This is a genomic window from Nitrospirillum karajorum (assembly GCF_036348415.1).
In the GTDB taxonomy this organism is placed as follows: Bacteria; Pseudomonadota; Alphaproteobacteria; order Azospirillales; family Azospirillaceae; genus Nitrospirillum; species Nitrospirillum amazonense_B.
Window position 1 is genome coordinate 689,059 of record NZ_JAZBQB010000001.1, and the last position, 22,449, is coordinate 711,507.

Genomic DNA, 22,449 nt, shown 5'->3' on the forward strand with positions numbered 1-22,449 from the left:
CAAGAAGCAAAATGAACTTTTCCGATATAGTCTCGGCGTAAAGTCTTTATCTTAAGAACAGCCAAGTCACTGGTTGTCGGGACATTCTATATCCTGTCGAATTCGGACGCGAGTTGAGCAGCTGGTGGGGTTTCGCTTTATCCCGCGTTTTCCCGGAATTACCCATTTGCGGGATAAACCCTTCAATTCCAGCGCCCAAGCGTCCGCAGGTGAGTTCCCGCCTCCCGTCGCGCTTGCGACGGCAGTTCGGGTTACCGGCCACGAGGTCTCGGGAGGCATGCTCCCCGAAATCTGACCGATCAGCGAAACTGGGGAAAATTCAGGCGCCACTTCTGGGGAGTATTCGTCCGCCACCGATAGTTTCCGAATCGAGTCCCGTCGTCGGGCAAATAGGCGTAGGCTGACCGGCATGGCCACCCTGAAGGGATGGCGGGCCCAACCAGACATGGAGGACGCGATGTCCGAGAAGGCGCCCGGCTTTTGGCACGACTTGCTGATCGAGGAAATTGTTGAGGGTCTTGAATGGGCCCGATCCCCGCGCCGGTGCTGATCCCGCCAGTAGAGCAGTTGGCTGACGTCGCGGAGGGGATGGTTCCGATCGGCCTGAAGCGGCGCCCCAATGTTCATGTCGACTTATCGGCGCTGGTGGGCCTGAAGACGGCGGCGGCTAACCCGACTGCGCCTCGATATTAATCGGGCTGTCGTAGGGGTTCAGCAGCTCAAGACCCGTGCTGGCGGCGATGAGGGAAAAGTGGCGTATGTTGCGGGTCGCTATTATCGCGCCCGTGTCCAAGGCCGTTGCCGCGATCATGAGGTCCCGCTCGAAGCTTGGGGTCCCGTCATGGGGAACGGAGATGGAGAGTGCCCCATGGAGCCTGGCGATCTGGCCGTCGTAGGGAATGATCGGCAGCGCCAACGTCAGGGCGCGGAACCAGAGGTCGTTGTCGTTGGCCTCGGCTATTCGGCCCTGGATACGCAGGCGGGTTATCCCGCGTTCTATCTCCGAGATCACCACGGCAGGGACCAAGAGCTGGTCGGGGGACGTGTCAGTCCACCATCTCAGCAGTTCCGGGTGTTTAGTGCCGCGCCGAAGATCGGACAGGACACAGGTGTCGACAACGTATGTCACCGGTCATTTCCCATCCTCCCCGGCCTGCCTGCCGACTACTCTGGGGATCCAGGTGAACGGGGTGTCACCGGCCCGGCCACCAGGGTATGCGGCTGCCGATCCGGCGGCCAAGTGATCTTTCAGTAGAGATCGAATGGCCAACCAGTCGGCTTGGGAGATCACGACGGCAATGTTGGCGCCGCTGCTGGCGAGGGATTGCGGGCCGTCGTGTTGGCATGCCGTGACGACCTCGGCAACACCATCGCCGAGAGGCCCCAGTTCCCAGGAGTCCTTGTTCGCCATACTGACTTAGCCTCGGCACTTCACCAGGGCGTACACAAGCGTATCGGGACATGCAGGGTCCGCCGGTATCTACCGGGTCTACACGCCCCAGAAAATCGCGCCCTCAGGAATTCCTGAGAAAGCCTATGCCGCACATTTCAGCCGGGCAAGGTCTCTTCGGATAAACGGAGCTTTGTGATTTCGAATTCAAGGGGTCGAAAAATTTCGGATCACTTGTCCTTTTTGATCCCGTCTTTTTAAGGAAAAATCATCTCCCAGCTCACGCCGGATTTGTAATGTTTGCCAAGAAACGAAGAGAATAGATCTCAGGCAGCTTTGGGAATCGGGATAGAAATGTGTGGTCGCTATTCCATCACGACCCCTCCAGAAGCTCTTCGTCAGCTCTTCGCCACGCTGGGTCCGCTCCCGAATTTCGCACCCCGATACAATCTTCCTCCGACCGCCTCGGCGCCAGTTACCCAGCTGCATTCGGAAACCGGCGAGCGGCACCTTGGTCTGTCATCGGCGGCATTATTCCGTACCGATTCACAGCGAAGGCTTCTGTCGGTGCCGTGGAGAGCGGCTGGCTGGAGCGGATGCGTTTGGCAGCCTGGGCGTGGACCGGCGCCGGGCGCTATGGGAGGTCAAGCGACTCGGGGACGCGCCGTTGCCACTGTTAGAAGCCGCTGATGGCTGGGGCTTGCTGGGCGACAACCGGCCACCGGTCGAGTTCGGCGAGGAGCCCTTCCTGACGCTGCCTGCGATGCCACTGGGCGAGGCCATCCGCGAGGACTATCGGACGCTCCACCTGTCCCTTAGGGGCTATCCTCGCGCCCTGCTGCGGCCCCAGCTCGCGGCATTGGGGATGACGCCCGCGGTCATGCTGGCCGGTCTCAAGGATGGCGCCCGGGTGGCGGTCGCGGGCTTGGTGCTGATCCGTCAGCAGCCAGGCACGGCGTCAGGGGTGATCTTTGAGACCTTGGAGGACGAAACTGGCATCGTGAACGCCATTGTCTGGCCGTCCTTGTTCGCGAAGCAGCGCCGGGAGGTGTTGACGGCCACCATGCTGGGTGTCCATGGGCGCCTCCAGCGTGAAGGCGAAGTCATCCATGTCATCGCTGACCGGCTGGTGGACCTCTGGCATATCCTCAGGGGGCTGACCGAATTGGACGGGCCGTTCGAGACGCCGCTGGCGCGGGCTGATGAGGTTCGGCGGCCAGAGCCAGGCTCATTACGGCTGGTGTATGGGCAGGGACGGAATTTTCGATAAGCACTCACATCAATTACGATATAGAAATCATAGTGAGCCGTGACCTATTTTCATAAAAATACCTTATCTTCTATCTTCTCAATATCTATTATCATTCTAACGGCCTTCTCAATCATTTTATCAATCTGAGACGTAATACCATTAACTATTTTGTCCTTGGCATCATCGATTTGGGACTCGCCCCAGGCATCTGCGACTGCTCTCACGCAGTCCCAAGCGTCCACGATCGGGGACTTCGGTCCCTGATCCAGAACCGTATTCACTTCATTGAGGTACGACGCCTCACCAACGCTGCGCCAATCGTCCCCAGATTGCAAAGCCTCAGTAATCGTTTCCAAATCGTTGTGTGAAGAAAGTTCGTTTGGACTAATTAACGAATTTTCAAATCCAAGCAAATCCGCAACAATCTGCGAACAGAAGAACCCAGGAAGGGAATTCTCGCTGGCACGCCCCGTCATACTAACTAATTTCCCCCTTCCCTGCGCTATTTTCCAAATATTAATAAGTCTTTTTGCTTTTTCATCCAAGTTTGGAAATTTCTCTAATTGCTCTGGCTTTGAGTATTCTCTACCCAATACTCCGATTGTTCTCGATATTATATCTATTTTACTAACTATTTTTTTGGCCTTCGAACAAGAACTTCATGATCATATTTTGATCCAATAATTGTATCACTTCCCATAGAAAATATTTCAGCGTCAAACGGCGCGATTACAGCACCTTTCTCTACTCCTGTCTCCATCTTTATAAGGCGGCCAAGGGCAATACTGGCATGGCCATATCGACCATCATCTGTGGCGCTGGCGATCTTCCGAATGCCAGTTTCTAATATAACATCACCAACTCGAAGATTCTTAAGATTGACTATTTTCATTTATGCCGCCGACGCCTATGTGGTGTAAATTTACCAGATCCGCTTCAAATGAGATAGTAGTCTCTCATCCATGACCCCATGCCGCTTCCTGACTCCAATATTTTTGACGCTCGTGAAAGGCAATGTGGCAACCGCATGCTTAGCGCCTGTCACCACTCAACGATATGAGGAATAACGGAAAAATGAGGCGACGAAATGATCCAGACTGATCAGGCTGCACGGAAGCAGGAGTTGGCTTCAATTATCGATGGGATCGTCACCGCTTATGAGAACCGGACGGCAAGCACACCCTTGCTACTGCGACCTGTCATAAGTGAGGCTGAGATCTCTCCAGTTGCCGCCGCCATCGACGCGCTGCCGGAATATCAAGCAGTTAACGGACGCCCGATATATAGTGGTACTGGCGCCCCGGTGCTCACCTCGGAACTCCTTGCCCGGAAAGCATTAGGGTGGGCCTATGGTGGAGTTCCTCAGGCGATTGATTTGCTTTTCCGCGTTCTCAGTACAGAGACAACCAAAGCTATACAACGAGCCGCCGTATGGGGAGTTGCGGTTAATGAAGATGTCGAGATTTTACCAGGATTCCGATTCGTTCCATTCGACAACCTGCCGGAAACAAGCTTCAAGGAGCACATACGAAATGCGGCGCAAGAACTCGCGGATGGAGCGGTATGGTGGTCGCGCCGACAATTCGCCCTTCCTGGAGCCGTTCTCGTAAAGGAAATTGACAAATTTCCTTATCTGATCAATGACGACACTGCGTTCAATTTGGTGGATGAATTTAGGGAAACGGCTCGAGTCATATCCAGAGTTATAGAATCGAGCATTCTAGGAACATCACTCGTAACGGCATATTGGATGGAGTACGAGGACAGTTCTATCGATTTATCAAGATCAGAAAATTTCTTTATTTGGGACTTTGCTGAGGTGGCACCGTGGGTTGGTAATAATACTGCTATCGAAATCAATAGGATCGCGGAACAAGTAGCGTATTTTTGTCGCCTGGAAGAAGCCTGGAGGTCGCATTTATCGCTCGCTTCAGAGCGATTCCGACTGAGTCTGTGCCGCCACGATTTATCTAATCGCGCGCTAGATTTAGCGATTTCCTTTGAAATAGCTCTGGGACGTGACGGAAGTGGCGGAGCTATAAGCTGGAAAGCAACTCATCGCGCTGCGCAAATGATAGGTGGCTCAATATCCGAAAGGAAGGAAATTCGACGAAAGGTCAAAAGCCTATTTGATTTGCGTCATAAAGTAGCTCACGGGTCGATAAATATTGGAAAAAGCTCTGATGCCCTTAGCGTTATTACCGAAGCCACGGCGGTGTTTGTGAAATTGATGGGCAGATATTTTCGGCACGGCAAAGAGCCGGACTGGGACACTATCGAACTCGAACCTACTTGCAGAGAATAGCCCATCGAGCTGAACTTACTATCCCTTGGAGCGGCGTTAAGGGCTTAGCTGGGGTCTTCGGCGAACAACGCCACGACGCCAGTCAACAGCGAGACTTCATGGAATTGGACATATCGTAATATCAGCAGATAGGATCCGCCCATCAGATTCCCAACGAGGGATGGCTTGGAAATAATATTGCACGCCTGTCACCGTTTTTCTGGCGATTTCCTTCATATCCAAATCCATAAATCTTGAATTTATAATTCTCGTGGCGCCCTCCACGATCCAGTCATTGGCAAGACGAATATCGGTATCCCAATCTCCTGGCATATCTAAATTATGAATGCCTAACTCTATCCTCTGGAGGAATTGGTATACGCCTAGAACATTATTCGCGACGGTGGTTACGCCAGCCATCGCATAATTTCGGAGAGCATCTCGCGAGGCAGCCGTTAAGCGATCGCGATCGCGATGAAAATGAACGATCCCATGGAAATTAATGGCCAAGTTATCATCTACGGCCTTCCACCATATTGCTTCATCGCTAGTGCTGACAAAACATATGATAGCAGGCACTGGCAGTCTGGCCAGGTAATGGATGTCTTTATATTCCATGGTCAATGAAATATATTCGGAGCCAGTCGGGGGCACCGCAGTCGATTTAACTTGGACCTTGAGCATCAGGCCATCAATGAAGCCATTCTGATTCAGGAATTCGAATTCGATATCGACGCCAACGTCTGTCAATTGATGCCGAGCAATGACGCCTAGATTCTTCAGGCCAAAGGTGGCAAGAAGATTGACGCCAATCTCGCCTGTCGCGTTGTTCGCATTGAATTGCTTACCTATGGTCATCTTACCGCTCCCGGAACACCGTTACACAACAGATCTAGCCTGGATAATTCGACAGCGTTGGCGGGAGCGGCTTAGTGCTTTGGAATCAGGTGGAGTTCGACTGCTAGGGCCGAACCTGCTGTTTCCAGAGTGCCATGCCCGCTGAAGTTGATCCTACCCTGCCCATGCCGGACCTGTCACCGGTCTGCGACAAGCCCGTCGTCGCCCGCTTTGACGGGGGCCGCTGTCGTCGGACGGTAGCACCCTGCTTCTGGCCGAGGTGGACCACCGGCTGAAGATCGCAAGGCGGCTGGCGCGCTGCGTCAAAGCCCCTCGCGCCGGAGCGAGTGGTCCACGGGTTGGCTGAGATGATTCGGTTCCGCGCCTTGGCGATCGCGGCGGGATATCCCGACACCAACGACTGTGACCGGCTGCGTCGTGACCCGGCGTTCAAGCGGGCAGTCGGCTATTAATCGGCACGCAGCTTGGGCGCCGATTGGCACGATATCCGTTTGATACTATTGAAGTCGGCAGGATCATTTGATCGTGCCGATTCACATCCAGCGCCCGAAATGCAGTCGCGAGCGGAGACCCGTCGCCGCGATCCCACCGGCGGCCATGGTCCAGACGATGATACGCACCATGAAGAAGGCGTGCTTAATGGTGTGCTCGGCGAACACGACGTACCAGACCGGCACCGCCAGACAGGCCCCCAGTAGGAGAAGCCACTGGGTGCGATGTTCCCGATTCAAGCGCCGCCCGCTGATGGCCGGAGAGATGGCCGCCACCATCACGGAGATCCCCAGCACCAGAATGCCGACACCTCTGGCGCCCCAGGCCATGATGGGCATCATATAGGCTACCTTGGCGAAGGCGTATGCGGCGGCCAGAACGCGGCTATGGGCCAGCATCTCGCTGGTGATGCCATAGGGCGCCAACATCGCCTGCTCCGGCGCCGAGAACGTGCGGCGAAGACCAGACACCGCCCCGCTCCAAGCCATCCGGAAACGCGGAAGACCGCCGAAAGTGAGGCCCGCCGACACCCACCTAATCAATTAGCCAAACAAACCATCTGAGGATTTTTAAGTCGCCACTTCTGGGGAAAATCACTTCGCCGTTTACAGTTATATCCAAAATCCCCTTTTGGATATAACCGCCTCTATGAAGCCGCCAGACAAATCTTCCGCGCCATCCTGGTCTTGCACAAGATCGCCAAGATCAGGTTGGCGCGTCCACCCGCAAAGCCAGCCCCCGTCCGTCAGACCAAGGTCGGACGCAACAACCCGCGCCCCCGCGGGTCCGGCAAGAAATACGAACGCTGCTGCGGTGCCAACGGAGGCGTCAACCGCCAAACCCAGTGGGGACGCGCACCGCGCATGCCTAACTGGATGCCTCAGTGGCCTTCAGCTTGACCGTTACCGGCGTCTTCAGCCCCCGTCACCCTTAGCAGGGCAGCAATTTAGGCAGCGCTCTTGCCCTTCTTCGCCTCGGGCTGCCGCGTCCGGCTGCCCAGGCCGATCTGCTTTGCCAGCCCGGAGCGCTGCTCAGCGTAGTTCGGCGCGACCATCGGGTAGTCGGCAGGCAGCCCCCACTTGGCGCGATATTCGTCCGGCGTCAGGTTATAGGCCGTGCGCAGATACCGCTTCAGCATCTTCAGCTTCTTGCCGTCTTCTAAGCACACGATGTAATCAGGCGTAACCGACTTCCGAATGGAAACGGCAGGTGCCTGCTTGACCTCGGGAATAACCTCGGGCGCTGGGCTATCGACGCGGACCAGGCCACCGTAAACAGATTGGATCAACCCGGGCAGATCGTTCGGCGCGACCTGATTCTTTGTGACGTATGCGGCGACGATGTCCGCCGACAGCTTCAAAAAGTCGTTCATGATAGGCCCATTATTATCACTCCGGGCATGGTACATTTCCTGAAGCTGGCGTCTACCTCAGATACGCGGCAAAGTGTATGGGCGCACCCTGATTCACCGGAACATTTGCAGTGGAGGAATAGTGGGGAAGTTCGCGGGAACTCTGGATTGGGTGGAAGATGGCAACGGAACGTGGGTCCGCTTGGATGGAATGACAGCGCAACTCATATCCCCGGATGCCAAATTCGGATGGGCGGTCCAGCGACCAGACGGCTCCTGGCTGTCCACTTCGCCGGTCACCAGCGGCTGCTACCCCAAGGTCAGATATTTCATGAATGCGAATGCCGCGATGTCGGCGGCAGACCGAACGCAGTGAAGCCGTAGCTTCCCCGCCGCCCAAGCCCCCCATTCGGCATATCGCCTCGCTCCACGTTGAAGGACCTCAGTCACACACCACCCTTAATCACCTGACCGGGCGCCGGAGAGGCCAAGGAGGAGTGATGGATGGGCTGGAATGGCTTCAGGAAGCCAACGTCACAACCAAGCAGGACGATGACGGTCTGAGCGTCATCCTGTCGCCGGTCCAACTGTCCGCCATCCTCCAAGGCCTGTCGATCACCAGCGGTGAGACCGACACCGGCCATTTCATGACCCGTGCTTTCGGCGCCCTGGAAATCGTCGGTGGCGCCATCGAGTTCATGGGCGCGTCGTTCCTGATGGTGACGCCGGAGCCCACCATGCTGACCAAAGTCGGCGGCACGGTCATGGCCTTGGATGCCGTCGACAACGTCTCCACCGGCCTAAAGAAACTATGGACCGGACGCGAGTACAGCACGCTCACCTACCAGGGGGCCGCCGCTGCTGCGCGAGCACTGGGCTGCGATCCCGACACTGCCGACGAGGTAGGCCTGGCGGTCGAGATCGCTGTGCCCGCAAGCATTGCCGCCAAATGGGCGGCACTCAGGATCATCTCCATCCGCAACGGCTGGATCAGCGTCGCGGTCGAGGATGATGCGGGCGGACATATCGCTGAACGGCACGTCCGCAAGGAGGAAGCCTATCTTCGGCAGCGTCTGGTCAATGAGCCCACCATCCCAGGTGCTGGGACATTCGTCACCCGGTCAGAAGCCGAGAAGTTCATCAGCGAGGCGATGAAAGCGAACGCGCCCAAGATCCAGCAATGGGCCACCACCAATTCCAGGGTGCTACGTCTGAAATATGATGCTGGCCAATCGGTGGGGTGGGTGATTCCGCGCGTCACCGGCACAATGTCCCGCACGTCAAAGATGATTGTGGTTCTCCGACGAGCGACGACCGGCAACAAGGTCTATTTCATCCTCACTGCCTACCCATCGGTCTGAAGGGCAATCATGGAAAGCACTATCGAGCGGGAGTTCCCCGCACTTCTCCAGATCATCGGCGGCTACCTGAACCAAGACCACACCATCTACGGCCCCAAACTGGAGGATGCGGTGATGGCGTTCATCGATGATGCTTCGGCCGACGAGATCACGGCAGGCCGCGAGGACATCGCGCGTTTCCTCAGGGCCAAGGCTGGCCACCTTGATGCCGCGCTGGAGGAGTTGACCAGCGGCGACTGGGCGCGTGAACCGGGGACGGGCGCCCGTGAATACCTACTCTGGCTGGATGGGCTGTTGGCCAGGGCGTAGGAGTGGGGCTGGCAAACCTGGAGGCCAGCGGGTAATCCTGGGGACGCCGTTGGTGAACCTCTGCGTCAGGAAGGTCAGTCCTGGGATCGCCAAGCTCCGTCGGTTGAGTTCATCCCGTACTCCAGACCTCGACGGCCAAAAGCCCGTCCTCTGTCTTGGCAGTCGAACTCGCGAGCGAGAAGCCTAGCGGCAAACTGTCAGTAACGCGTCCTGAACGCGGTTTATGAAAAGTTTGCCGCAGAAAAAATGTAAGGCCCAAGACGGATTGATGGCTGAGATTGGCTATCGCCGCTCCCGACGCACCGCATCGGATACGTACTCGACAGCAGCATCACAGGAACAGCAAGTCGTTGCTGGTAATGGGCCTGACCAGGTCGTCGAACCCTGGGACAGGCGCGGTGAATAGGCCGCCGCACCAAGCATCGAGGTGCCGCCGAACAACGAGAATGCCGTCCTGGGTGGCATTGGTAACCAAGGCCAAAGGCGCCTGTCCGCCGAAAAGCGGACCGCTGTTGGGACTCTTGAGCCACCGGATGCCGTCATCGTCCCGCGCAAAAATCGTTCGCAGCGCCTGGTGGATTCCGAGCACCGCGGAGATCCTGAGTAACGTATCAATGGGCAGCGCCAGCTCGGCGCCGGACAGGGCCCTGGTCGCCCATCTGCGATAGGCGGAGTGCCCAGGCTTGCCAAGGACGTTAAGCTGCTCTCGGGCGGTAAGCCCCCAGTGGTCGGCGATTGCCAGGAATGCCCTCATGCCGGGACCGCTGACCCGGCGGACGTCGGCGATGGCTAGGTCCCTGATGACGACCATCCCAGGACCGCCGGGCGAGCCTTCCTTCCTAGGGTCATTACAAACTTCCGATAGACCATCCAGAGCAGGGTCTCTTGGGCATTGAATGGCGCCCCAGAGCGTTGGGGCGCCACCATTATCAAAGATGCGGCGTCCCATTCTGGGGCTGCGCCGGCGCAGCCTTGGCCTGGAGCGTCGCTGCATCCGTCAGTGTTACCGAAAGAACCGGGGTGCCCGATTCACCCGCGTCGTATTCCATGCTGGTCTGGACGGCGTCGAGCGCCGCATACAGCTGGAAATCCTGCGGCCGCTTACCGACGCTCTGACCCCAGCCAAAGAACCGCTGGCTGGCCGCGGCGCCGGGCGGACCATATTTCGCGATCAGGCCCTTCCGAACATCGTCGACAACGGTCTTGGTGTACGTCAGCACCTGCCGCACGGTGATGCTGGTGGCCTTGCCGTCGGCAACCTTGTAGGTGACGCACACCGTGCCCACAGCTGGCTTCGTCAACACGGTCATCGTGGAGCCACCTCCGCACGCCTGGTCGGATCCCATGACCAGGTTCTTGTCGGTAAAGGAGGCCTTTGCTGCCGCTGTCAGTTGGCTCTCCGTCATTCCGACTTTCAAGCCGCTGACGTCGAAATCGGCGGCGGCCTTGGCGGGCGCGACCGGCGCCGCCGCCGACGGCGTAAATTCCGTCAGCACCTTGCCATTGTCCGCGATCTTCAGGGTGACCTTGCTGATCGCAACCAGCACCGTATAGCGGCTATCCAGCTTGCCGTTTGGGTCGCCCACACCCGCGAAGTGGCCTTCGACCTGGGCGATGACGCGTTGACGGTCGACCTTCCGCGCCTCCTCCATCGGCAGCAGGAGCGGAACCGGCGCGCCATTCGAGAAGCCGATTTTATAGGTCCGGCCGAAAACGATTTGGCTCAGATAGTGGCCAGGGAGCAGGTCGTTGATGGTGTACTGGCCCGCGCTCCGGTCGTACTCGCCCAGTGTCACGTTCGTCAGGACCACCAGTGGCGTCGAGTCGTCAACCGTGGCTTGGGCAGCCCGGAGCCTGGCTTCTTCAGCTTTTTGGGCTTCTGGGCGGTCAAAATGGCTGGCGGTTGTTACTGGCTTTGCGCCAGCCGCCGCGCCCGCGACGTCGAGCGGGTCGCCACTTTTCTTGTGATAGTAGAGGGCGGCCAGCTCGCCGGTCAGCTCCTCAGCCGCTTTGGCGCCGACCGCCCCAAGCAGCATCCCAGTCGCCACGACAGCGGCGACGGCAATCTTCGAAATCATCGATTCCCCCACGGTGGGCTATGCGCGCCCAACGTGCATCGCCGCGGCCCAGTGGGAAAGGTACGGAATCTTCTATATTGCGCTCGCGCTTAAAATGTGCTTATCGCCGTGAATCCTTGGCATAATTCATGTCAACACTAAATAAATCCTTGCGGAATCCGCCTAATGACCATCAATTAGATCTAAATACAGCCAGAACAGGCGGCTCATGGTGCAGAGCGCGGGCGCGCCATACAACAAATCCCAGGGCTCGGTCTATATGGAGAATTCACCATATTGCGGCCGCTGTTCAAAACCTTTAGCTCAAAGCCTTCTTTTGCTTGGTTGCCTGCTTCTGAGCAGTGAGAACCATGCTAACAACTACTTGGCGGAGTTGACTGTCCATGCCCATAAGGGCCACCACAGCACGATCAATATCCGGGTCCGTAACCCGCGTCGGCTCGCCACCCATGAGCAACTCGTTAGGGCTGATGTCGAGCGCGCCACAGATCCGAAGCAGCGTGTCGAAGTCGGGTTCCCGGGAATCGGACACGTACCGGGCGTATCGGGGCTGGCTCAAGCCCAGGCGTTCGGCGACCTCGGCGTCGGTTAGGCCAAGCGCTTTCGATCGCGCGCGCAATCTTTCCCCAAATCCCTTCATGCTGAGATTAGTGGCGCCCGTGCCGTCGGCGCGCTATTACCGAATTGGCGTTTCTAAAAATGCCATTTCGGTATTTTTCCCATCGTCTCCTTGCGCGTTTGAGCCCATGACCGTCCCTGCGCTGACACACCCGCTGACACCCCGGGAAGCTGAATGCCTGCGCTTGCTCGCCCGAGGCGAAAGTTCCAAGCAGATCGCCCATACGCTGGGGCTGAGTTCCAGGTCTGTGGATGCCTACCTGGGTAGGGCTCGAAAAAAGCTTGGCGCCCGCAATTCCACGCATGCCGCCGTCATCGCCTCGACAGCGGGCCTGTTGAGCGAGCCCTGAAAGGCGGTAACGCCGCCAGGCCTGTGATCACCATTCCAAAATAGCGAAGTCGAGACGACGACCTCAGGCCGCCGTGCGCCGGAGATTGCCATGCCTATGCCGCCCTCTCCACGAGAGTTGAAATGCCTACACCTCCTGGCTCATGGCAGTTCGCCAAAGGAGATCGCATACGACCTGGATCTGAAGGTCGTTTCCGTCGATCTGTACCTGTCCAGAGCCCGCGCAAAGCTTAATGCTAAGTCGCTGCCGCACGCCGTATTTCTCGCCTCTCGGCAGGGTCTTTTGCGGTGACCTGGACTTTGCTTGGCCGCTGCTGGGCGCATTGTCTTGAGCGCCCAAGCCAAAGAATTCGCGGTCCACCATCTGCTATCGGCACGCGCCGGTACGCCGAATGGCCCAGGCGACAGCCAACTCGTGCTGAGCCCCGCCTGAAACGGACATCATTCACTCTGGAAGGAAGACTATGGTATCCCCCAATATTAGACGCAGTGCAATCGAGATGGCCGGAAAATACAGTCGGATTGCCAGGGACCTTGAGCTGTTCTCGCAAGGAATTTCGCCGTCATCAGCGGAAATTTCGAAAGCACCGATACTCAATTGCTACCGAATCACCAGGCGTGAATACGACATATTGGCCGGAAAATCCTATGGCCACCCCTTAATTGAGGACGGCCCTATATTTACCAGCCAGCTAATTATCTTTAACCGCGAGGATGGCTGGGCAAGGACTTTGTCGCGGTACTATCGCCTTGGGGAGCCTGCCGAGCCCAATCAGGCCACCAGCGGCCCTTAAACTGACGCCATCATACGCAAGGTAAGCCAGCCCGGATTTTCGCGGCAGCTATGTACGCGCGCGGAAATCCGGCTCGGCCAGCCATCTACCTGGAAACCCAATCATGACCGACCGGAAGATCCGTCTGGCAGTGATGTCGGACCTCCACAATGAATTCGAGGCGGCGCAGGGCTCCAGAAGACCGACCGCGGCCTCGCTGGCACTGGATGAGGGCCGCAGGCGCATCCCGGGCCATCCGACGATGGGGCCGCTACTGGATGGCCTAATCGGCGACCAGATCGACCTCGTCATTCTCGCCGGGGACATCAATGTCGGGGTGCGGGGCATCGAATATGCCCGAGAGGTGGCGCAGCTTATCGGTGCGAAGACCGTCTACGTGATGGGCAATCATGAAGCTTACAACGGCCGCGACCTGGACCTGCTGGCCGAGGAATTCCGGAACGCCGCGGATGCGACGAAAGGGTCGGTGACTTTTTTGGAGAACCAGGTCGCGGTGTTCGATTTCGACGGTCAACGCCTCCATGTCCTTGGCTGCACGTTGTGGACTGACTACGCGATGAACGGCTCCGATTCGGACGAGATCGCGCACTCGATGGAACGTGCCGGTGACAGCTTAAACGACCATGTGCGGATTTCGGTGAATGGGCAGCCGTTCACGCCGTACCTGGCCAGGCAGAGGCACCTGGTAAGCCGGGCCTGGTTGGCGGAGGAAGTGAAACGCATCCGGGCCGAAGGCGGCGAAGACGCCAAAATCCTGATCGTCACGCATCACGCTCCAGTCAGGGGCGCAAGCGGACCGCAGTACGTGGGTGATCCGTTGTCACCGGCATTCGCCAGCGACCTGACGCAGGAGATCATTTCCTGGCGGCCAGTGGCCTGGATCTTCGGGCACACGCATTTCAACTTGGACACCCAGATCGGCGGCACTCGCGTCGTGGCGGCTCAGCGCGGCTATCTAGGCTACGAGCCTGGATCTGAGGAATTCCGGCCCAAAGTCATTGAGGTCTAGCGACTGAGGAGAAGCTGATGCGACGCCCCATCGTGGCGGTGGGTGACCCCCACGGGGATTGGCAGCCGCTGCTCGAAGTGTGCCAGCGTGTGCGCCCCGCCGCCGTTCTGATAGTCGGGGACTGTGACCTGAGCCGCCCAATCCACGAGACGCTGGCGCCTTTGTGGGAGGCTGGCATCCGGGTTCGTTATGTCATTGGGAATCATGACGTCGACAGCCCAGCCTGGTTTGCCAACCTGGTCGAGGACCATCCGACCGGGAACCTGCACGGACGCGCCGAGGAAATTGAAGGTGTGATGGTCGCCGGATTATCGGGAATCTACAGCCCGATGGTCTGGTTCCCGAAATCCTCCCATGAGCACCTGGGTCCGTTCTTCTGGTCACGGGAGGCGTGGCTGCGGAAGCATCCGCACCTCCAGCGACAGCGGGACGTGGGCGCCCGGGACGGTCGCGGACTGCCAATCAAATACCATGGCCTGATTTTTCCGGAAGACCATGATCTGCTGGCGGAAATTGGCCGCGTGGAAAGGGCCGATATTCTCCTCACCCACGAGGCACCGCCAACGCATCGGTACGGCTTCCTGGGGATCCAGCAGGCCGCGGAAGCCTGCGGCGCCAAACTGGTCATCCATGGACATCATCACCAAAGCTATGAGGGCGTCCTACCCAACGGCTGCAAGGTCCGCGGCCTTGCGAGGGGCGAACCTTGGGTCGTGCAGTTCTGATTTGCGCAGTGCCTCGGTGAAGGCTTACTGACATTCAGAATGGACTGCTGGCCGATTTCGGATGGCCTACTTCCTGGTGATGGGGCGTTCGCCAAGAGCTGGTCTATCGTCATCAGGAGGCATTGCGAGAAGCGGTATTGGTTCATGTGTTGGCGGCCAACGTGATGTCGGCCGCGTTCGGCTGGAAAGCCAACAGGGAGCGGGCGTTGGGCTTTTTGATCATAGTGGCGGCCGATGTCGCGGATGAGCGAGGTCACCTTCGCCACCATCATAGCCTTCTATGGCGCGCTGACCGCGAGCTTGGACTTCCTGACGGGCGCCATCCCCGCGTCCGTCTGCGTCTTCTTCATGATGTTGGCGCTGGACGGTGGAGAGACGGCCTTGATACGGCGCCGGGCGATCACCGGGCTCCTGTGGTTCCTGCTGACCGGCCTGCTGTGCTTTGCCCTGAAGATGGCCTGCGTGATGGGCGTCTGGGGCTGGGGCGAGTTGAAGCCCTTTACCGACGAGTTGGCTGTTCGGATGGGGCACAGCGTCGATCTGTCGGCGCGGGAGCAGGCGATGTTGGCGCCCTATGGCATCACCAGCGAGATGCTGTCCCACACCCGCGTTCTGGCCGCCGCGTACGCTTTCGCCAAGGTGGCCCACATGATGCCAATCATGGCGTGGGGTGCCCGGGGTATCAGTATCCTGGCATTAGGGACATCCGTGATGGTGGCAACCGTCGCCCTGGCCATCAGCGGTTGGCGCTTGGGATCCGGCGCGGCACACCCGGTGGCCTCTCCTGCTCGGGGCCTTCCTGGTGGTGCCGGTCTGGCACGTCGTGTTCGCCGAGCACACCATCAAGCACGCCTTCTTCATGGTGCGCATCATCGTCTGGACCATGGCTGTCATCAGCCTAACTGTCATTTTCGCGGCCAATCGACAACGTTTCATTAAGAGAGCGATTGGCTTCTAACGGCTAGGGTGGGTGCGTCCTCCGCGCAATGGCTTTGAGCTGACTATGTGCCCCTTCCAGGGGGCCGACCTTGATGGGCCTCCAAAAAACTATCTTGTTTAGGTGTCGTCGTATTTTCAGACCAAAGGAGCCCGGTGATCTGCTCCATAGGCGAGCGAGATTTGGACCTCAGGAGTAGCGAATTGACCATCGACGAACCAATTTTGTAGAGGCTGTCGCCCTCATCACAAAGTCCATAAACTTTCTTCGCCCATCATTCCAGCCACCCCCTGAGATATAAGCCCAGTCTCTTGCAAAAGCAGAGTCTATTATAATTTTGAATGATATCTGCTCGTCTTTGGTTTCGCCTATTGTCTGTGGAAATGTCTCGTCGGTGGCCCCATCTCAACAGCGCTGTCTAGGACTGTTTATGCAAGCCATACTGGGATTATTCTCGCAACCCGCATCGGCTGAACATGCCAAGGCTTACCTCTGGCCCAGCGGTTCCGGCGACTTAAAGGCAGAGCGGAAGGTGGCCACCGTCTTGACATTCCGTGGCCACCGGCGTAAGTCTAGCATATCCTATGGAGGCCCTTATGGAATGGTTCCAGCTAAACCGTATCAGTCAGAACTTGATGTCTGGGAACAAGGACGCAGCGGCAAAAAATATGACAGCCGCCCTGACAGAAGCGGCTGGCAACATCTTAGGGGTGCGGGAAGCCAGAGATCAGTTCTCAAAGATTGTTCGCGCTGCACGAGATGGGCATGCCCAGGTAATAGGATCTTCTGAATCTGAAAGCTCGGTCGTTATAATTTCAGCGAAAGACCTAACTGAGTTAGTTTCGGAAATTATTGATTCCCAGCCTTTCATAGAATTCTTAATGGAAATACCGTGCTTCCAAACTGGTGGGTCATATGACATCCCGTTCTCTGAACGCCCGCGCTCACGCGAGGATATTCAGAGTTCTTTTTTGCTGGCGGACGCACCTGAAAAAGATTTAGAAGATGAGCTTAGCAACACGAACTCATTCCGGATCTAAACGATGCTTCTCCTGAGCACGCGCGCGCTCTTGGATGTTATTGGACTTAAGAAGTCAATAACACAAGCTCTTGCTCCTTATAGAAATAATCAGATTCACATTAGCACCATCTCCATAGGGCGAGCATATGAGGCTATAAGAAAGATACCCATTGCCAACCCACATAAACAGACTCTAGAACAAAGACTAAGAAACCTCGTTCACTCATCGAGCACCCGGGGCCTTGTTCTCCCATTTGATTGGCAAACATCGATTATTTGGTCTGACTTACTGAATCTGCAACTTGACTCCATAGATCAGCACGGGCAACTCGTCGAGTTGGGAGATGATTCTCGCCAAGTCGTAGCCACAGCAATGCAAGCCCAGCTACAGTTAGTAGAACGCAGCCTACCGTATCATCAAGTATTATCATCTCGCGGCCTTAGTTTCATTAATTATTGATTTAGAAAAGGGAGGGATCATATTGCGCCAAATACTCTCCCTGTCCGGTGGCGGATATCGCGGTATTTTTACCGCAAAAATACTAATGGCTCTGCAAGAAAAGAGCGATCTGCCAATCGTTGACCGTTTTGACTTGATAGCTGGAACCTCTATTGGCGGCATTATAGCATGTGGCTTGGCCGCTGGCATTCCGGTGAGTCAAATACATTCTGCGATGAAAAAAAATGGCCCGGCAATATTCGATTCTTCTATCAGATTGCCTTTGTTAGGATTCAATATTCCCCTCCCTCGGAAAGGAATATTGAGGACACGATATAGTGCTGATGGGCTAAAGAGCACAATAGAGGCAGTTCTTGGGGATAAAGCATCTTCTAAACTTTCTCAGATTGAGAAACCTCTACTTATTATTTCAGTCAATAGATCACTGGCCAAGCCCGTTATCTTTTCCACGGGACCATTTCTAAACGAGTCGTACTCCGATGTAACTCTTCTCGAAGCATGTTTATCTACCTCAGCAGCACCAACCTACTTTCCCGAGCAAGCCATCAAAGGAGACAACCTTGTCGATGGCGGGATAATTGCAAACTCCCCTGATTCAATTGCTTTAATCAAAGCTCTGTCTATATGGGCCCCTGATCGGCACGAGCTAAAGATGCTCAGCATCGGCACTGCCGGGGAAAGCTTAAATGACCATTACCGAGTGCCAGGGAAATACGGGGCTATTCGCTGGCTCCTTGCTCGTCGGCTTTACGATATTACCATGAGAGCGCAAGAGAGACTTTCTATTGAACTAACATCTCAATTCTTATTAGACAGACACATTAGAATTGACAATGAGCCATCCCAGCAGCAAAGAAAAAAAATAGGAATGGACAAGACCGGAGAATTCGCAACGAGCACTTTAGAATCACTAGCGAATGAATCCCTGCAAGATATGCCCGGTCGCGATAGGCAAATACTTGGAGAGATTATGCGTCACAAATCGAGGATATAATCATATTCTATTTACAAAAAATACATTCGTGATTCTTACCCAAAATCGATCGCCCGTGTTTAGCTTTTAACCTACGCATCTATGCCCTATTGAATTGAACCTGCGCTTTGATCCATGCAGATTCATCAAATTTCCTTGGCTCTCAACGTACCCCTCCGCTGAGGGCCGCCTTCCATCTGTGATACCGCTCGCTGAAGATGGCAGGAGATCTGGCCTGTGAGGGTGTGAAGTGTCCACGAGCGGGATAATGGACACGATGGGCGGCAAGCGCCGGCGTCGGACGTGGAGTGAAGCGCTGAAGCGTGAGATCGTGGCGGCGTCGTTCGAGCCCGGCGCATCGGCTTCGGTGGTCGCGCGGCGTTACGATGTGAACACCAACCAGCTGTTCATCTGGCGGCGGCAGTATGGCAACGGTCTGCTGGTCCCGACGTGTGAGGACGGCCCCGCGTTGCTGCCGGTGACGATCACGGACGTGCGAAGCGCGGAGAAGAGGTCGGCACCGATGGATGCTGGACGGATCGAGATCGAATTGCCGAATGGCTACCGCCTCCGGGTTGAGGCCACGGTTGATGGCAAGGCACTCCGCCGTGTGCTCGATGTTCTGGAGCGGCGATGATCCCGGTGCCGTCGGGTGTGCGGGTCTGGCTGGCGGTGGGCCGGACAGACATGCGGCGCGGGATGACCGGCCTGGCCCTACAGGTGCAGGAGGCGTTGGGCCGCGATCCGCACGCGGGTGACCTTTACGTCTTCCGGGGCGGCCGGGGCGACCTGATCAAGATCCTGTGGCATGACGGCCTGGGCATGTCGCTTTATGCGAAGCGGCTGGAGAAGGGGCGCTTCCTGTGGCCGTCACCGGCCGACGGCGTGGTGGGGATATCGGCGGCGCAGCTGGCCTATCTGCTCGACGGCATCGATTGGCGCAACCCCCGGCACACCTGGCGGCCGAGCAGTGCCGGATAGGGTCGACCAGCGCCACTTTCCAGGAGCGGCGGGGGCGGATTCATGATTCACTCAGCGTCATGGATACCGATCATGCCCCCATGCCGGACGACATCGATGCGCTGAAAGCAGCACTGGTGATGGCGCGCGCGCAGGCGCTGGAAGCGGCGGCGGAGCTGGCGGTGGCACGGGCGCGGGCGTCGGAAGACCTGGCCCTGATCGCGCACCAGAAGCTGCGGATCGCCCAGCTGGAGCGCCAGGTTTATGGCCAGCGCTCGGAACGGTCGGCGCGGCTGGTCGATCAGTTGGCCCTGCGGTTCGAGGAACTGGAGGCCAGCGCCACCGAGGACGAGCTGGCGGCGGAGACCGCCGTCGCCAAGACCACGACCGTGGCGGGCTTCACCCGCAAGCATGCCGAGCGCGCCACATTCCCCGACCATCTGCCGCGTGAGCGGGTGGTGATCGATCCGCCGACGGCCTGTGGCTGTTGCGGCAGCACGCGGCTGCGCAAGCTGGGCGAGGACGTGACCCGGACGCTGGAAGTGATCCCGCGCCAGTGGAAGGTGGTCGAGACGGTGCGGGAGAAGTTCAGCTGCCGGGACTGCGAGAAGGTGAGCCAGGCCCCCGCCCCCTTCCATGCCATTCCCCGGGGATGGGCGGGCCCCAGCCTGCTGGCGATGATCCTGTTCGAGAAGTTCGGCCAGCACCAGCCGCTGAACCGGCAGGCCGAGCGCTATGCGCTGGAAGGCGTGCCGGTCAGCCTGTCGACCATGGCCGACGCCGTGGGGGCGAGCTGTGCCGCGCTGGAGCCGCTGCTGCGGCGGGTCGAGGCCCATGTGATGGCGGCGGAGCGCCTGCATGGCGATGATACGACCGTGCCGGTCCTGGCCAAGGGCAAGACCGACACCGGGCGCTGCTGGGTCTATGTCCGTGACGACCGGCCGTTCGGCGGGACGGCGCCGCCGGCGGCGCTGTTCCGCTACTCGCGCGACCGCAAGGGCGAGCATCCGCAGGGCCACCTGGCCGGATATGCCGGGCTGTTCCAGGCCGACGCCTTCGACGGCTATCGTGCGCTGTACGCGGCCGAGCGAAGTCCCGGCCGGATCCGGGAGGCGGGATGCTGGGTGCATGCCCGGCGACCGTTCTTCGCCTTGGCCGATCTTGAGGAGAACGCCCGGCGCCAGGCCGCAGGCAAGAAGACGATCGCGCTCTCGCCCATCGCCATCGAGGTGGTGCGCCGCATCGACGCCCTGTTCGCCATCGAGCGGCCGATCAACGGCAAGAGCGCCGAGGAGCGCCGGGCGGTCCGCCAGGAATTGAGCAAGCCGCTGGTTGAGGATCTGCGGGCCTACCTGCATGAGCAGCGCGCCAAGCTGTCCCGTGGACATGACCTCGCCAAGGCCATCGACTATGTCCTGAAGCGGTGGGCTGCCTTCACCCTGTTCCTGGACGATGGACGCGTCTGCCTGTCGAACAATGCCGCCGAACGCGCCTTGCGTGGCATTGCCCTGGGACGGAAGTCCTGGATGTTCTGTGGCTCCGACCGCGGCGGCCAGCGTGCCGCCGCCCTGTACAGCCTGATCGTCACCGCCAAGATGAACGGCGTCAACCCACAAGCCTGGCTGGCCGACGTCCTCGCCCGCATCGCCGCGCACCCGGCTCACAGGCTCGACGACCTGCTGCCGTGGCGCTGGACACCCAAGGCGGCGGCGACACCCGCCGTGGCGGCCTGACGGTGCAGGTCAACAAGGTCCATCACGTCCAGACCATCACCCGCGTCGCCCAGCTGCTCGGCGAGGACGAGGACTGGCTATGGGACGTCGCTTCCGAAATGGACCAGGAAGACGGATTGATCTGGGTCTACGGCTTGGGCGAAGAGACCGTCATGGCCTTCACCGACTTCGGCATCGAGACGCTTACCGACCTGGTCCAGATCCACAAGGACAATCCCGGACTGCTCAAGCGATGGATCGCGCCCGAATAGCCAGCCTGCGGCCTACGCCGCATGCTTACCTCTCAACAGGGCTTTACGCTCACAACTTTAATGGCAACAACGACGCAGGACTGTAGATAGTCAGCCAAAGTACAAATCGTATAATCGAGACCCACTTCGGAAGCGCGCAGCACTCAAAATTCCGTTGGGCTCTATCGTCGTAAAGGCCTGACGAGCACCTCCCAGAGATACTCCGCCCCCGCCTGTACGTCGAGCACGCCTTGCCGATTGGAGTTGCCCATCGCAGTCATACCCATCGGCCGTAAGCCGAGGGTGGTTTCCGTCATGTCTACCGAAAGGCTTTCGTTCAGGGAGCTTGTGGTTGGCGACTGGTCTTGGGAATACGCAATTCCCCCGGCGAAACCACGCTGCCCGCCATTCCATATTTTGCACCGGGCCTTAGCCTGCCCGTCAACATAGATGTTGGCGTGAAAGGTGTTGGCGTCGACTCGTTTGAACGATGTCGTGACGTGTTGGTTTTCCTGTTCCGCCTGAGCCAAGGCGGCTTGGAAGAACTGGGCGATCTCCTCGAATGCCTGGTCGAGGAAACGGTCCTTGTCAGCATCGGTAAATGAACGCCGAACGTTCAGCTTCGGCAACACAGACGAGGTTACCTTCTGCGGCACGGGAGGCATCACCGACGCCGCCTGGAATGGGGCCGCACCGGCGGACGGGGCCTGAGCCACCGCAGGCGCTCGTTTAGGCGCCGCAATAGCCCTGCCGATCTCCGTAGCCACCTCGTGCAGCACCAGATCTTCGTCAGGCCACTGGGTTACAGGTTTTCCGTCCTTGGGCACTGCCAACAGGCTCTTCAACGGCGTCGACAACCACGCACAGGGCCTGAGGATAACCGGGATCACCCGGCATTCGCCCTTCTGATTTCGCTCAATCGCCCGCTGCATCTCGACATCGTAGCAGTATGGAGACGCGATGAAGTCTGGACTCAGCAGCAACAGAATCACGTCGGCGGCAGCAAGCTCCTGCCGGATAGTTTCATCCAACTGATCTCCGGCCAACATTTCTCGGTCGTTCCAGATGGTCGCCCCCTGCCGCTTATGTGGCACCAGGTGAACGTCCAACCGCTTCCTCAGAGCTTCATCAGCATGAGAGTACGAACAAAAGACCCGCGTCACGATTAGCCCTCGAAATCAACTTAAGATATGGAAAAACTCACTAGGGGCTCGTACGTCAAGCCATCGCCCGATTTGACGTTTAATGACCACGTCTTAACGACC

General features: G+C 57.9%; 28 protein-coding genes and 1 pseudogene. 18 read left to right on the top strand and 11 right to left on the bottom strand.

Translation table 11 applies throughout. The features are described from left to right. Nucleotides 1–667: 667 nt before the first annotated feature. Both UCD39_RS03085 and UCD39_RS03090 read right to left on the bottom strand, forming a co-directional pair. Nucleotides 668–1,129 (bottom strand): PIN domain-containing protein, encoded by a 462-nt coding sequence (locus UCD39_RS03085; protein ID WP_330494640.1) that lies wholly within the window; start codon nucleotides 1,127–1,129, stop codon nucleotides 668–670. A gap of 3 nt (nucleotides 1,130–1,132) precedes the next feature. Then, on the bottom strand, nucleotides 1,133–1,411 hold the full coding sequence (locus UCD39_RS03090; protein ID WP_330494641.1) for a type II toxin-antitoxin system Phd/YefM family antitoxin: 279 nt from the start codon (nucleotides 1,409–1,411) through the stop codon (nucleotides 1,133–1,135). Nucleotides 1,412–1,744: 333 nt separating this feature from the next. Here UCD39_RS03090 and UCD39_RS28405 point away from each other — a divergent pair, with 333 nt between their 5' ends. Further along, complete coding sequence (locus tag UCD39_RS28405; protein ID WP_442943548.1) at nucleotides 1,745–2,080, top strand: SOS response-associated peptidase family protein; 336 nt, start codon at nucleotides 1,745–1,747, stop codon at nucleotides 2,078–2,080. A 10-nt stretch (nucleotides 2,081–2,090) separates the two neighbouring features. Then, nucleotides 2,091–2,660: an OB-fold nucleic acid binding domain-containing protein gene (locus tag UCD39_RS03095; protein WP_330494642.1), complete on the top strand. Its 570-nt coding sequence runs from the start codon at nucleotides 2,091–2,093 to the stop codon at nucleotides 2,658–2,660. Between the two features lie 50 nt (nucleotides 2,661–2,710). Here UCD39_RS03095 and UCD39_RS03100 read toward each other — a convergent pair whose 3' ends face one another. Next, complete coding sequence (locus UCD39_RS03100; RefSeq protein ID WP_330494643.1) at nucleotides 2,711–3,187, bottom strand: hypothetical protein; 477 nt, start codon at nucleotides 3,185–3,187, stop codon at nucleotides 2,711–2,713. A gap of 86 nt (nucleotides 3,188–3,273) precedes the next feature. Continuing rightward, nucleotides 3,274–3,534 carry a hypothetical protein gene (locus UCD39_RS03105; protein WP_330494644.1) on the bottom strand — a complete coding sequence of 87 codons (261 nt, stop codon included), beginning with the start codon at nucleotides 3,532–3,534 and terminating at the stop codon, nucleotides 3,274–3,276. A 195-nt stretch (nucleotides 3,535–3,729) separates the two neighbouring features. Between UCD39_RS03105 and UCD39_RS03110 the strand changes: the two genes are divergently transcribed. Further along, nucleotides 3,730–4,947 (top strand): hypothetical protein, encoded by a 1,218-nt coding sequence (locus UCD39_RS03110; protein ID WP_330494645.1) that lies wholly within the window; start codon nucleotides 3,730–3,732, stop codon nucleotides 4,945–4,947. 96 nt (nucleotides 4,948–5,043) lie between these two features. Here UCD39_RS03110 and UCD39_RS03115 read toward each other — a convergent pair whose 3' ends face one another. Further along, entirely contained in the window at nucleotides 5,044–5,784 is a 741-nt protein-coding gene (locus UCD39_RS03115) for a DUF4365 domain-containing protein (protein WP_330494646.1), read from the bottom strand. A 134-nt stretch (nucleotides 5,785–5,918) separates the two neighbouring features. Between UCD39_RS03115 and UCD39_RS03120 the strand changes: the two are divergent. Further along, a pseudogene (locus tag UCD39_RS03120) lies at nucleotides 5,919–6,227 on the top strand (transposase); the annotation flags it as partial. Between the two features lie 90 nt (nucleotides 6,228–6,317). Here the strand turns inward: UCD39_RS03120 and UCD39_RS03125 are convergent. Together UCD39_RS03125 and UCD39_RS03130 are read right to left on the bottom strand one after the other, a co-directional pair. Further along, nucleotides 6,318–6,746, bottom strand: a complete 429-nt coding sequence (locus UCD39_RS03125) for a hypothetical protein (protein WP_330494647.1) — start codon at nucleotides 6,744–6,746, stop codon at nucleotides 6,318–6,320. 476 nt (nucleotides 6,747–7,222) lie between these two features. Next, nucleotides 7,223–7,648 carry a Ros/MucR family transcriptional regulator gene (locus UCD39_RS03130; RefSeq protein WP_330494648.1) on the bottom strand — a complete coding sequence of 142 codons (426 nt, stop codon included), beginning with the start codon at nucleotides 7,646–7,648 and terminating at the stop codon, nucleotides 7,223–7,225. Between the two features lie 479 nt (nucleotides 7,649–8,127). Here UCD39_RS03130 and UCD39_RS03135 point away from each other — a divergent pair, with 479 nt between their 5' ends. Both UCD39_RS03135 and UCD39_RS03140 read left to right on the top strand, forming a co-directional pair. Further along, complete coding sequence (locus UCD39_RS03135; RefSeq protein WP_330494649.1) at nucleotides 8,128–8,988, top strand: RNase A-like domain-containing protein; 861 nt, start codon at nucleotides 8,128–8,130, stop codon at nucleotides 8,986–8,988. Between the two features lie 9 nt (nucleotides 8,989–8,997). Beyond that, a complete protein-coding gene (locus UCD39_RS03140; protein WP_330494650.1) occupies nucleotides 8,998–9,297 on the top strand; it encodes a contact-dependent growth inhibition system immunity protein in 300 nt (99 codons plus the stop codon). A gap of 331 nt (nucleotides 9,298–9,628) precedes the next feature. Here the strand turns inward: UCD39_RS03140 and UCD39_RS03145 are convergent, their stop codons facing one another. From UCD39_RS03145 to UCD39_RS28410, 3 genes are all read right to left on the bottom strand, one after another. Then, the gene (locus UCD39_RS03145) at nucleotides 9,629–10,108 is read right to left on the bottom strand and encodes an antitoxin Xre/MbcA/ParS toxin-binding domain-containing protein (RefSeq protein WP_330494651.1); all 480 of its coding nucleotides are present in this window, start codon (nucleotides 10,106–10,108) and stop codon (nucleotides 9,629–9,631) included. Nucleotides 10,109–10,226: 118 nt separating this feature from the next. Then, on the bottom strand, nucleotides 10,227–11,375 hold the full coding sequence (locus UCD39_RS03150) for a hypothetical protein (RefSeq protein WP_330494652.1): 1,149 nt from the start codon (nucleotides 11,373–11,375) through the stop codon (nucleotides 10,227–10,229). 298 nt (nucleotides 11,376–11,673) lie between these two features. After that, nucleotides 11,674–12,015, bottom strand: a complete 342-nt coding sequence (locus UCD39_RS28410) for a helix-turn-helix domain-containing protein (protein WP_442943549.1) — start codon at nucleotides 12,013–12,015, stop codon at nucleotides 11,674–11,676. A gap of 106 nt (nucleotides 12,016–12,121) precedes the next feature. Between UCD39_RS28410 and UCD39_RS03160 the strand changes: the two genes are divergently transcribed. The 12 genes from UCD39_RS03160 to UCD39_RS03205 all read left to right on the top strand — a co-directional run bounded on the left by UCD39_RS03160 (nucleotide 12,122) and on the right by UCD39_RS03205 (nucleotide 21,205). Further along, nucleotides 12,122–12,343 (top strand): response regulator transcription factor, encoded by a 222-nt coding sequence (locus tag UCD39_RS03160; RefSeq protein WP_330494654.1) that lies wholly within the window; start codon nucleotides 12,122–12,124, stop codon nucleotides 12,341–12,343. Between the two features lie 96 nt (nucleotides 12,344–12,439). Next, nucleotides 12,440–12,634 carry a response regulator transcription factor gene (locus UCD39_RS28415; protein ID WP_442943590.1) on the top strand — a complete coding sequence of 65 codons (195 nt, stop codon included), beginning with the start codon at nucleotides 12,440–12,442 and terminating at the stop codon, nucleotides 12,632–12,634. 208 nt (nucleotides 12,635–12,842) lie between these two features. Next, on the top strand, nucleotides 12,843–13,136 hold the full coding sequence (locus UCD39_RS28420) for a DUF6634 family protein (RefSeq protein WP_442943591.1): 294 nt from the start codon (nucleotides 12,843–12,845) through the stop codon (nucleotides 13,134–13,136). A 103-nt stretch (nucleotides 13,137–13,239) separates the two neighbouring features. Further along, nucleotides 13,240–14,145: a metallophosphoesterase gene (locus tag UCD39_RS03165; protein ID WP_330494655.1), complete on the top strand. Its 906-nt coding sequence runs from the start codon at nucleotides 13,240–13,242 to the stop codon at nucleotides 14,143–14,145. A gap of 17 nt (nucleotides 14,146–14,162) precedes the next feature. Then, the gene (locus UCD39_RS03170; RefSeq protein ID WP_330494656.1) at nucleotides 14,163–14,870 is read left to right on the top strand and encodes a metallophosphoesterase family protein; all 708 of its coding nucleotides are present in this window, start codon (nucleotides 14,163–14,165) and stop codon (nucleotides 14,868–14,870) included. A 243-nt stretch (nucleotides 14,871–15,113) separates the two neighbouring features. Beyond that, on the top strand, nucleotides 15,114–15,809 hold the full coding sequence (locus UCD39_RS03175) for a hypothetical protein (RefSeq protein WP_330494657.1): 696 nt from the start codon (nucleotides 15,114–15,116) through the stop codon (nucleotides 15,807–15,809). A gap of 594 nt (nucleotides 15,810–16,403) precedes the next feature. Next, complete coding sequence (locus UCD39_RS03180; RefSeq protein ID WP_330494658.1) at nucleotides 16,404–16,847, top strand: type II toxin-antitoxin system prevent-host-death family antitoxin; 444 nt, start codon at nucleotides 16,404–16,406, stop codon at nucleotides 16,845–16,847. A gap of 463 nt (nucleotides 16,848–17,310) precedes the next feature. Further along, on the top strand, nucleotides 17,311–18,282 hold the full coding sequence (locus UCD39_RS03185; RefSeq protein WP_330494659.1) for a CBASS cGAMP-activated phospholipase: 972 nt from the start codon (nucleotides 17,311–17,313) through the stop codon (nucleotides 18,280–18,282). A 247-nt stretch (nucleotides 18,283–18,529) separates the two neighbouring features. Continuing rightward, nucleotides 18,530–18,898, top strand: a complete 369-nt coding sequence (gene tnpA, locus UCD39_RS03190; RefSeq protein WP_330494660.1) for an IS66-like element accessory protein TnpA — start codon at nucleotides 18,530–18,532, stop codon at nucleotides 18,896–18,898. After that, on the top strand, nucleotides 18,895–19,242 hold the full coding sequence (tnpB, locus tag UCD39_RS03195) for an IS66 family insertion sequence element accessory protein TnpB (RefSeq protein ID WP_330494661.1): 348 nt from the start codon (nucleotides 18,895–18,897) through the stop codon (nucleotides 19,240–19,242). Before tnpA ends, tnpB begins: the two co-directional genes overlap by 4 nt. Nucleotides 19,243–19,301: 59 nt before the next feature. Next, complete coding sequence (gene tnpC, locus UCD39_RS03200; protein WP_442943550.1) at nucleotides 19,302–20,954, top strand: IS66 family transposase; 1,653 nt, start codon at nucleotides 19,302–19,304, stop codon at nucleotides 20,952–20,954. Next, complete coding sequence (locus tag UCD39_RS03205) at nucleotides 20,906–21,205, top strand: hypothetical protein (protein ID WP_330494662.1); 300 nt, start codon at nucleotides 20,906–20,908, stop codon at nucleotides 21,203–21,205. Before tnpC ends, UCD39_RS03205 begins: the two co-directional genes overlap by 49 nt. Nucleotides 21,206–21,366: 161 nt before the next feature. On the opposite strand, the gene UCD39_RS03210 is transcribed toward UCD39_RS03205, so the two are convergent. After that, nucleotides 21,367–22,347, bottom strand: a complete 981-nt coding sequence (locus tag UCD39_RS03210) for a toll/interleukin-1 receptor domain-containing protein (protein ID WP_330494663.1) — start codon at nucleotides 22,345–22,347, stop codon at nucleotides 21,367–21,369. Nucleotides 22,348–22,449: the final 102 nt, after the last annotated feature.

Coding starts and splice junctions, on each gene's coding strand:
- UCD39_RS03090 (WP_330494641.1), bottom strand. CDS start 1,411: ATGGCGAACAAGGACTCCTGGGAACTGGGGCCTCTCGGCGATGGTGTT.
- UCD39_RS28405 (WP_442943548.1), top strand. CDS start 1,745: ATGTGTGGTCGCTATTCCATCACGACCCCTCCAGAAGCTCTTCGTCAG.
- UCD39_RS03105 (WP_330494644.1), bottom strand. CDS start 3,534: ATGAAAATAGTCAATCTTAAGAATCTTCGAGTTGGTGATGTTATATTA.
- UCD39_RS03110 (WP_330494645.1), top strand. CDS start 3,730: ATGATCCAGACTGATCAGGCTGCACGGAAGCAGGAGTTGGCTTCAATT.
- UCD39_RS03115 (WP_330494646.1), bottom strand. CDS start 5,784: ATGACCATAGGTAAGCAATTCAATGCGAACAACGCGACAGGCGAGATT.
- UCD39_RS03130 (WP_330494648.1), bottom strand. CDS start 7,648: ATGAACGACTTTTTGAAGCTGTCGGCGGACATCGTCGCCGCATACGTC.
- UCD39_RS03135 (WP_330494649.1), top strand. CDS start 8,128: ATGGATGGGCTGGAATGGCTTCAGGAAGCCAACGTCACAACCAAGCAG.
- UCD39_RS03140 (WP_330494650.1), top strand. CDS start 8,998: ATGGAAAGCACTATCGAGCGGGAGTTCCCCGCACTTCTCCAGATCATC.
- UCD39_RS03145 (WP_330494651.1), bottom strand. CDS start 10,108: ATGGTCGTCATCAGGGACCTAGCCATCGCCGACGTCCGCCGGGTCAGC.
- UCD39_RS03150 (WP_330494652.1), bottom strand. CDS start 11,375: ATGATTTCGAAGATTGCCGTCGCCGCTGTCGTGGCGACTGGGATGCTG.
- UCD39_RS28410 (WP_442943549.1), bottom strand. CDS start 12,015: ATGAAGGGATTTGGGGAAAGATTGCGCGCGCGATCGAAAGCGCTTGGC.
- UCD39_RS03160 (WP_330494654.1), top strand. CDS start 12,122: ATGACCGTCCCTGCGCTGACACACCCGCTGACACCCCGGGAAGCTGAA.
- UCD39_RS28415 (WP_442943590.1), top strand. CDS start 12,440: ATGCCGCCCTCTCCACGAGAGTTGAAATGCCTACACCTCCTGGCTCAT.
- UCD39_RS28420 (WP_442943591.1), top strand. CDS start 12,843: ATGGCCGGAAAATACAGTCGGATTGCCAGGGACCTTGAGCTGTTCTCG.
- UCD39_RS03165 (WP_330494655.1), top strand. CDS start 13,240: ATGACCGACCGGAAGATCCGTCTGGCAGTGATGTCGGACCTCCACAAT.
- UCD39_RS03170 (WP_330494656.1), top strand. CDS start 14,163: ATGCGACGCCCCATCGTGGCGGTGGGTGACCCCCACGGGGATTGGCAG.
- UCD39_RS03175 (WP_330494657.1), top strand. CDS start 15,114: ATGAGCGAGGTCACCTTCGCCACCATCATAGCCTTCTATGGCGCGCTG.
- UCD39_RS03180 (WP_330494658.1), top strand. CDS start 16,404: ATGGAATGGTTCCAGCTAAACCGTATCAGTCAGAACTTGATGTCTGGG.
- tnpA (WP_330494660.1), top strand. CDS start 18,530: ATGGACACGATGGGCGGCAAGCGCCGGCGTCGGACGTGGAGTGAAGCG.
- tnpB (WP_330494661.1), top strand. CDS start 18,895: ATGATCCCGGTGCCGTCGGGTGTGCGGGTCTGGCTGGCGGTGGGCCGG.
- tnpC (WP_442943550.1), top strand. CDS start 19,302: ATGGATACCGATCATGCCCCCATGCCGGACGACATCGATGCGCTGAAA.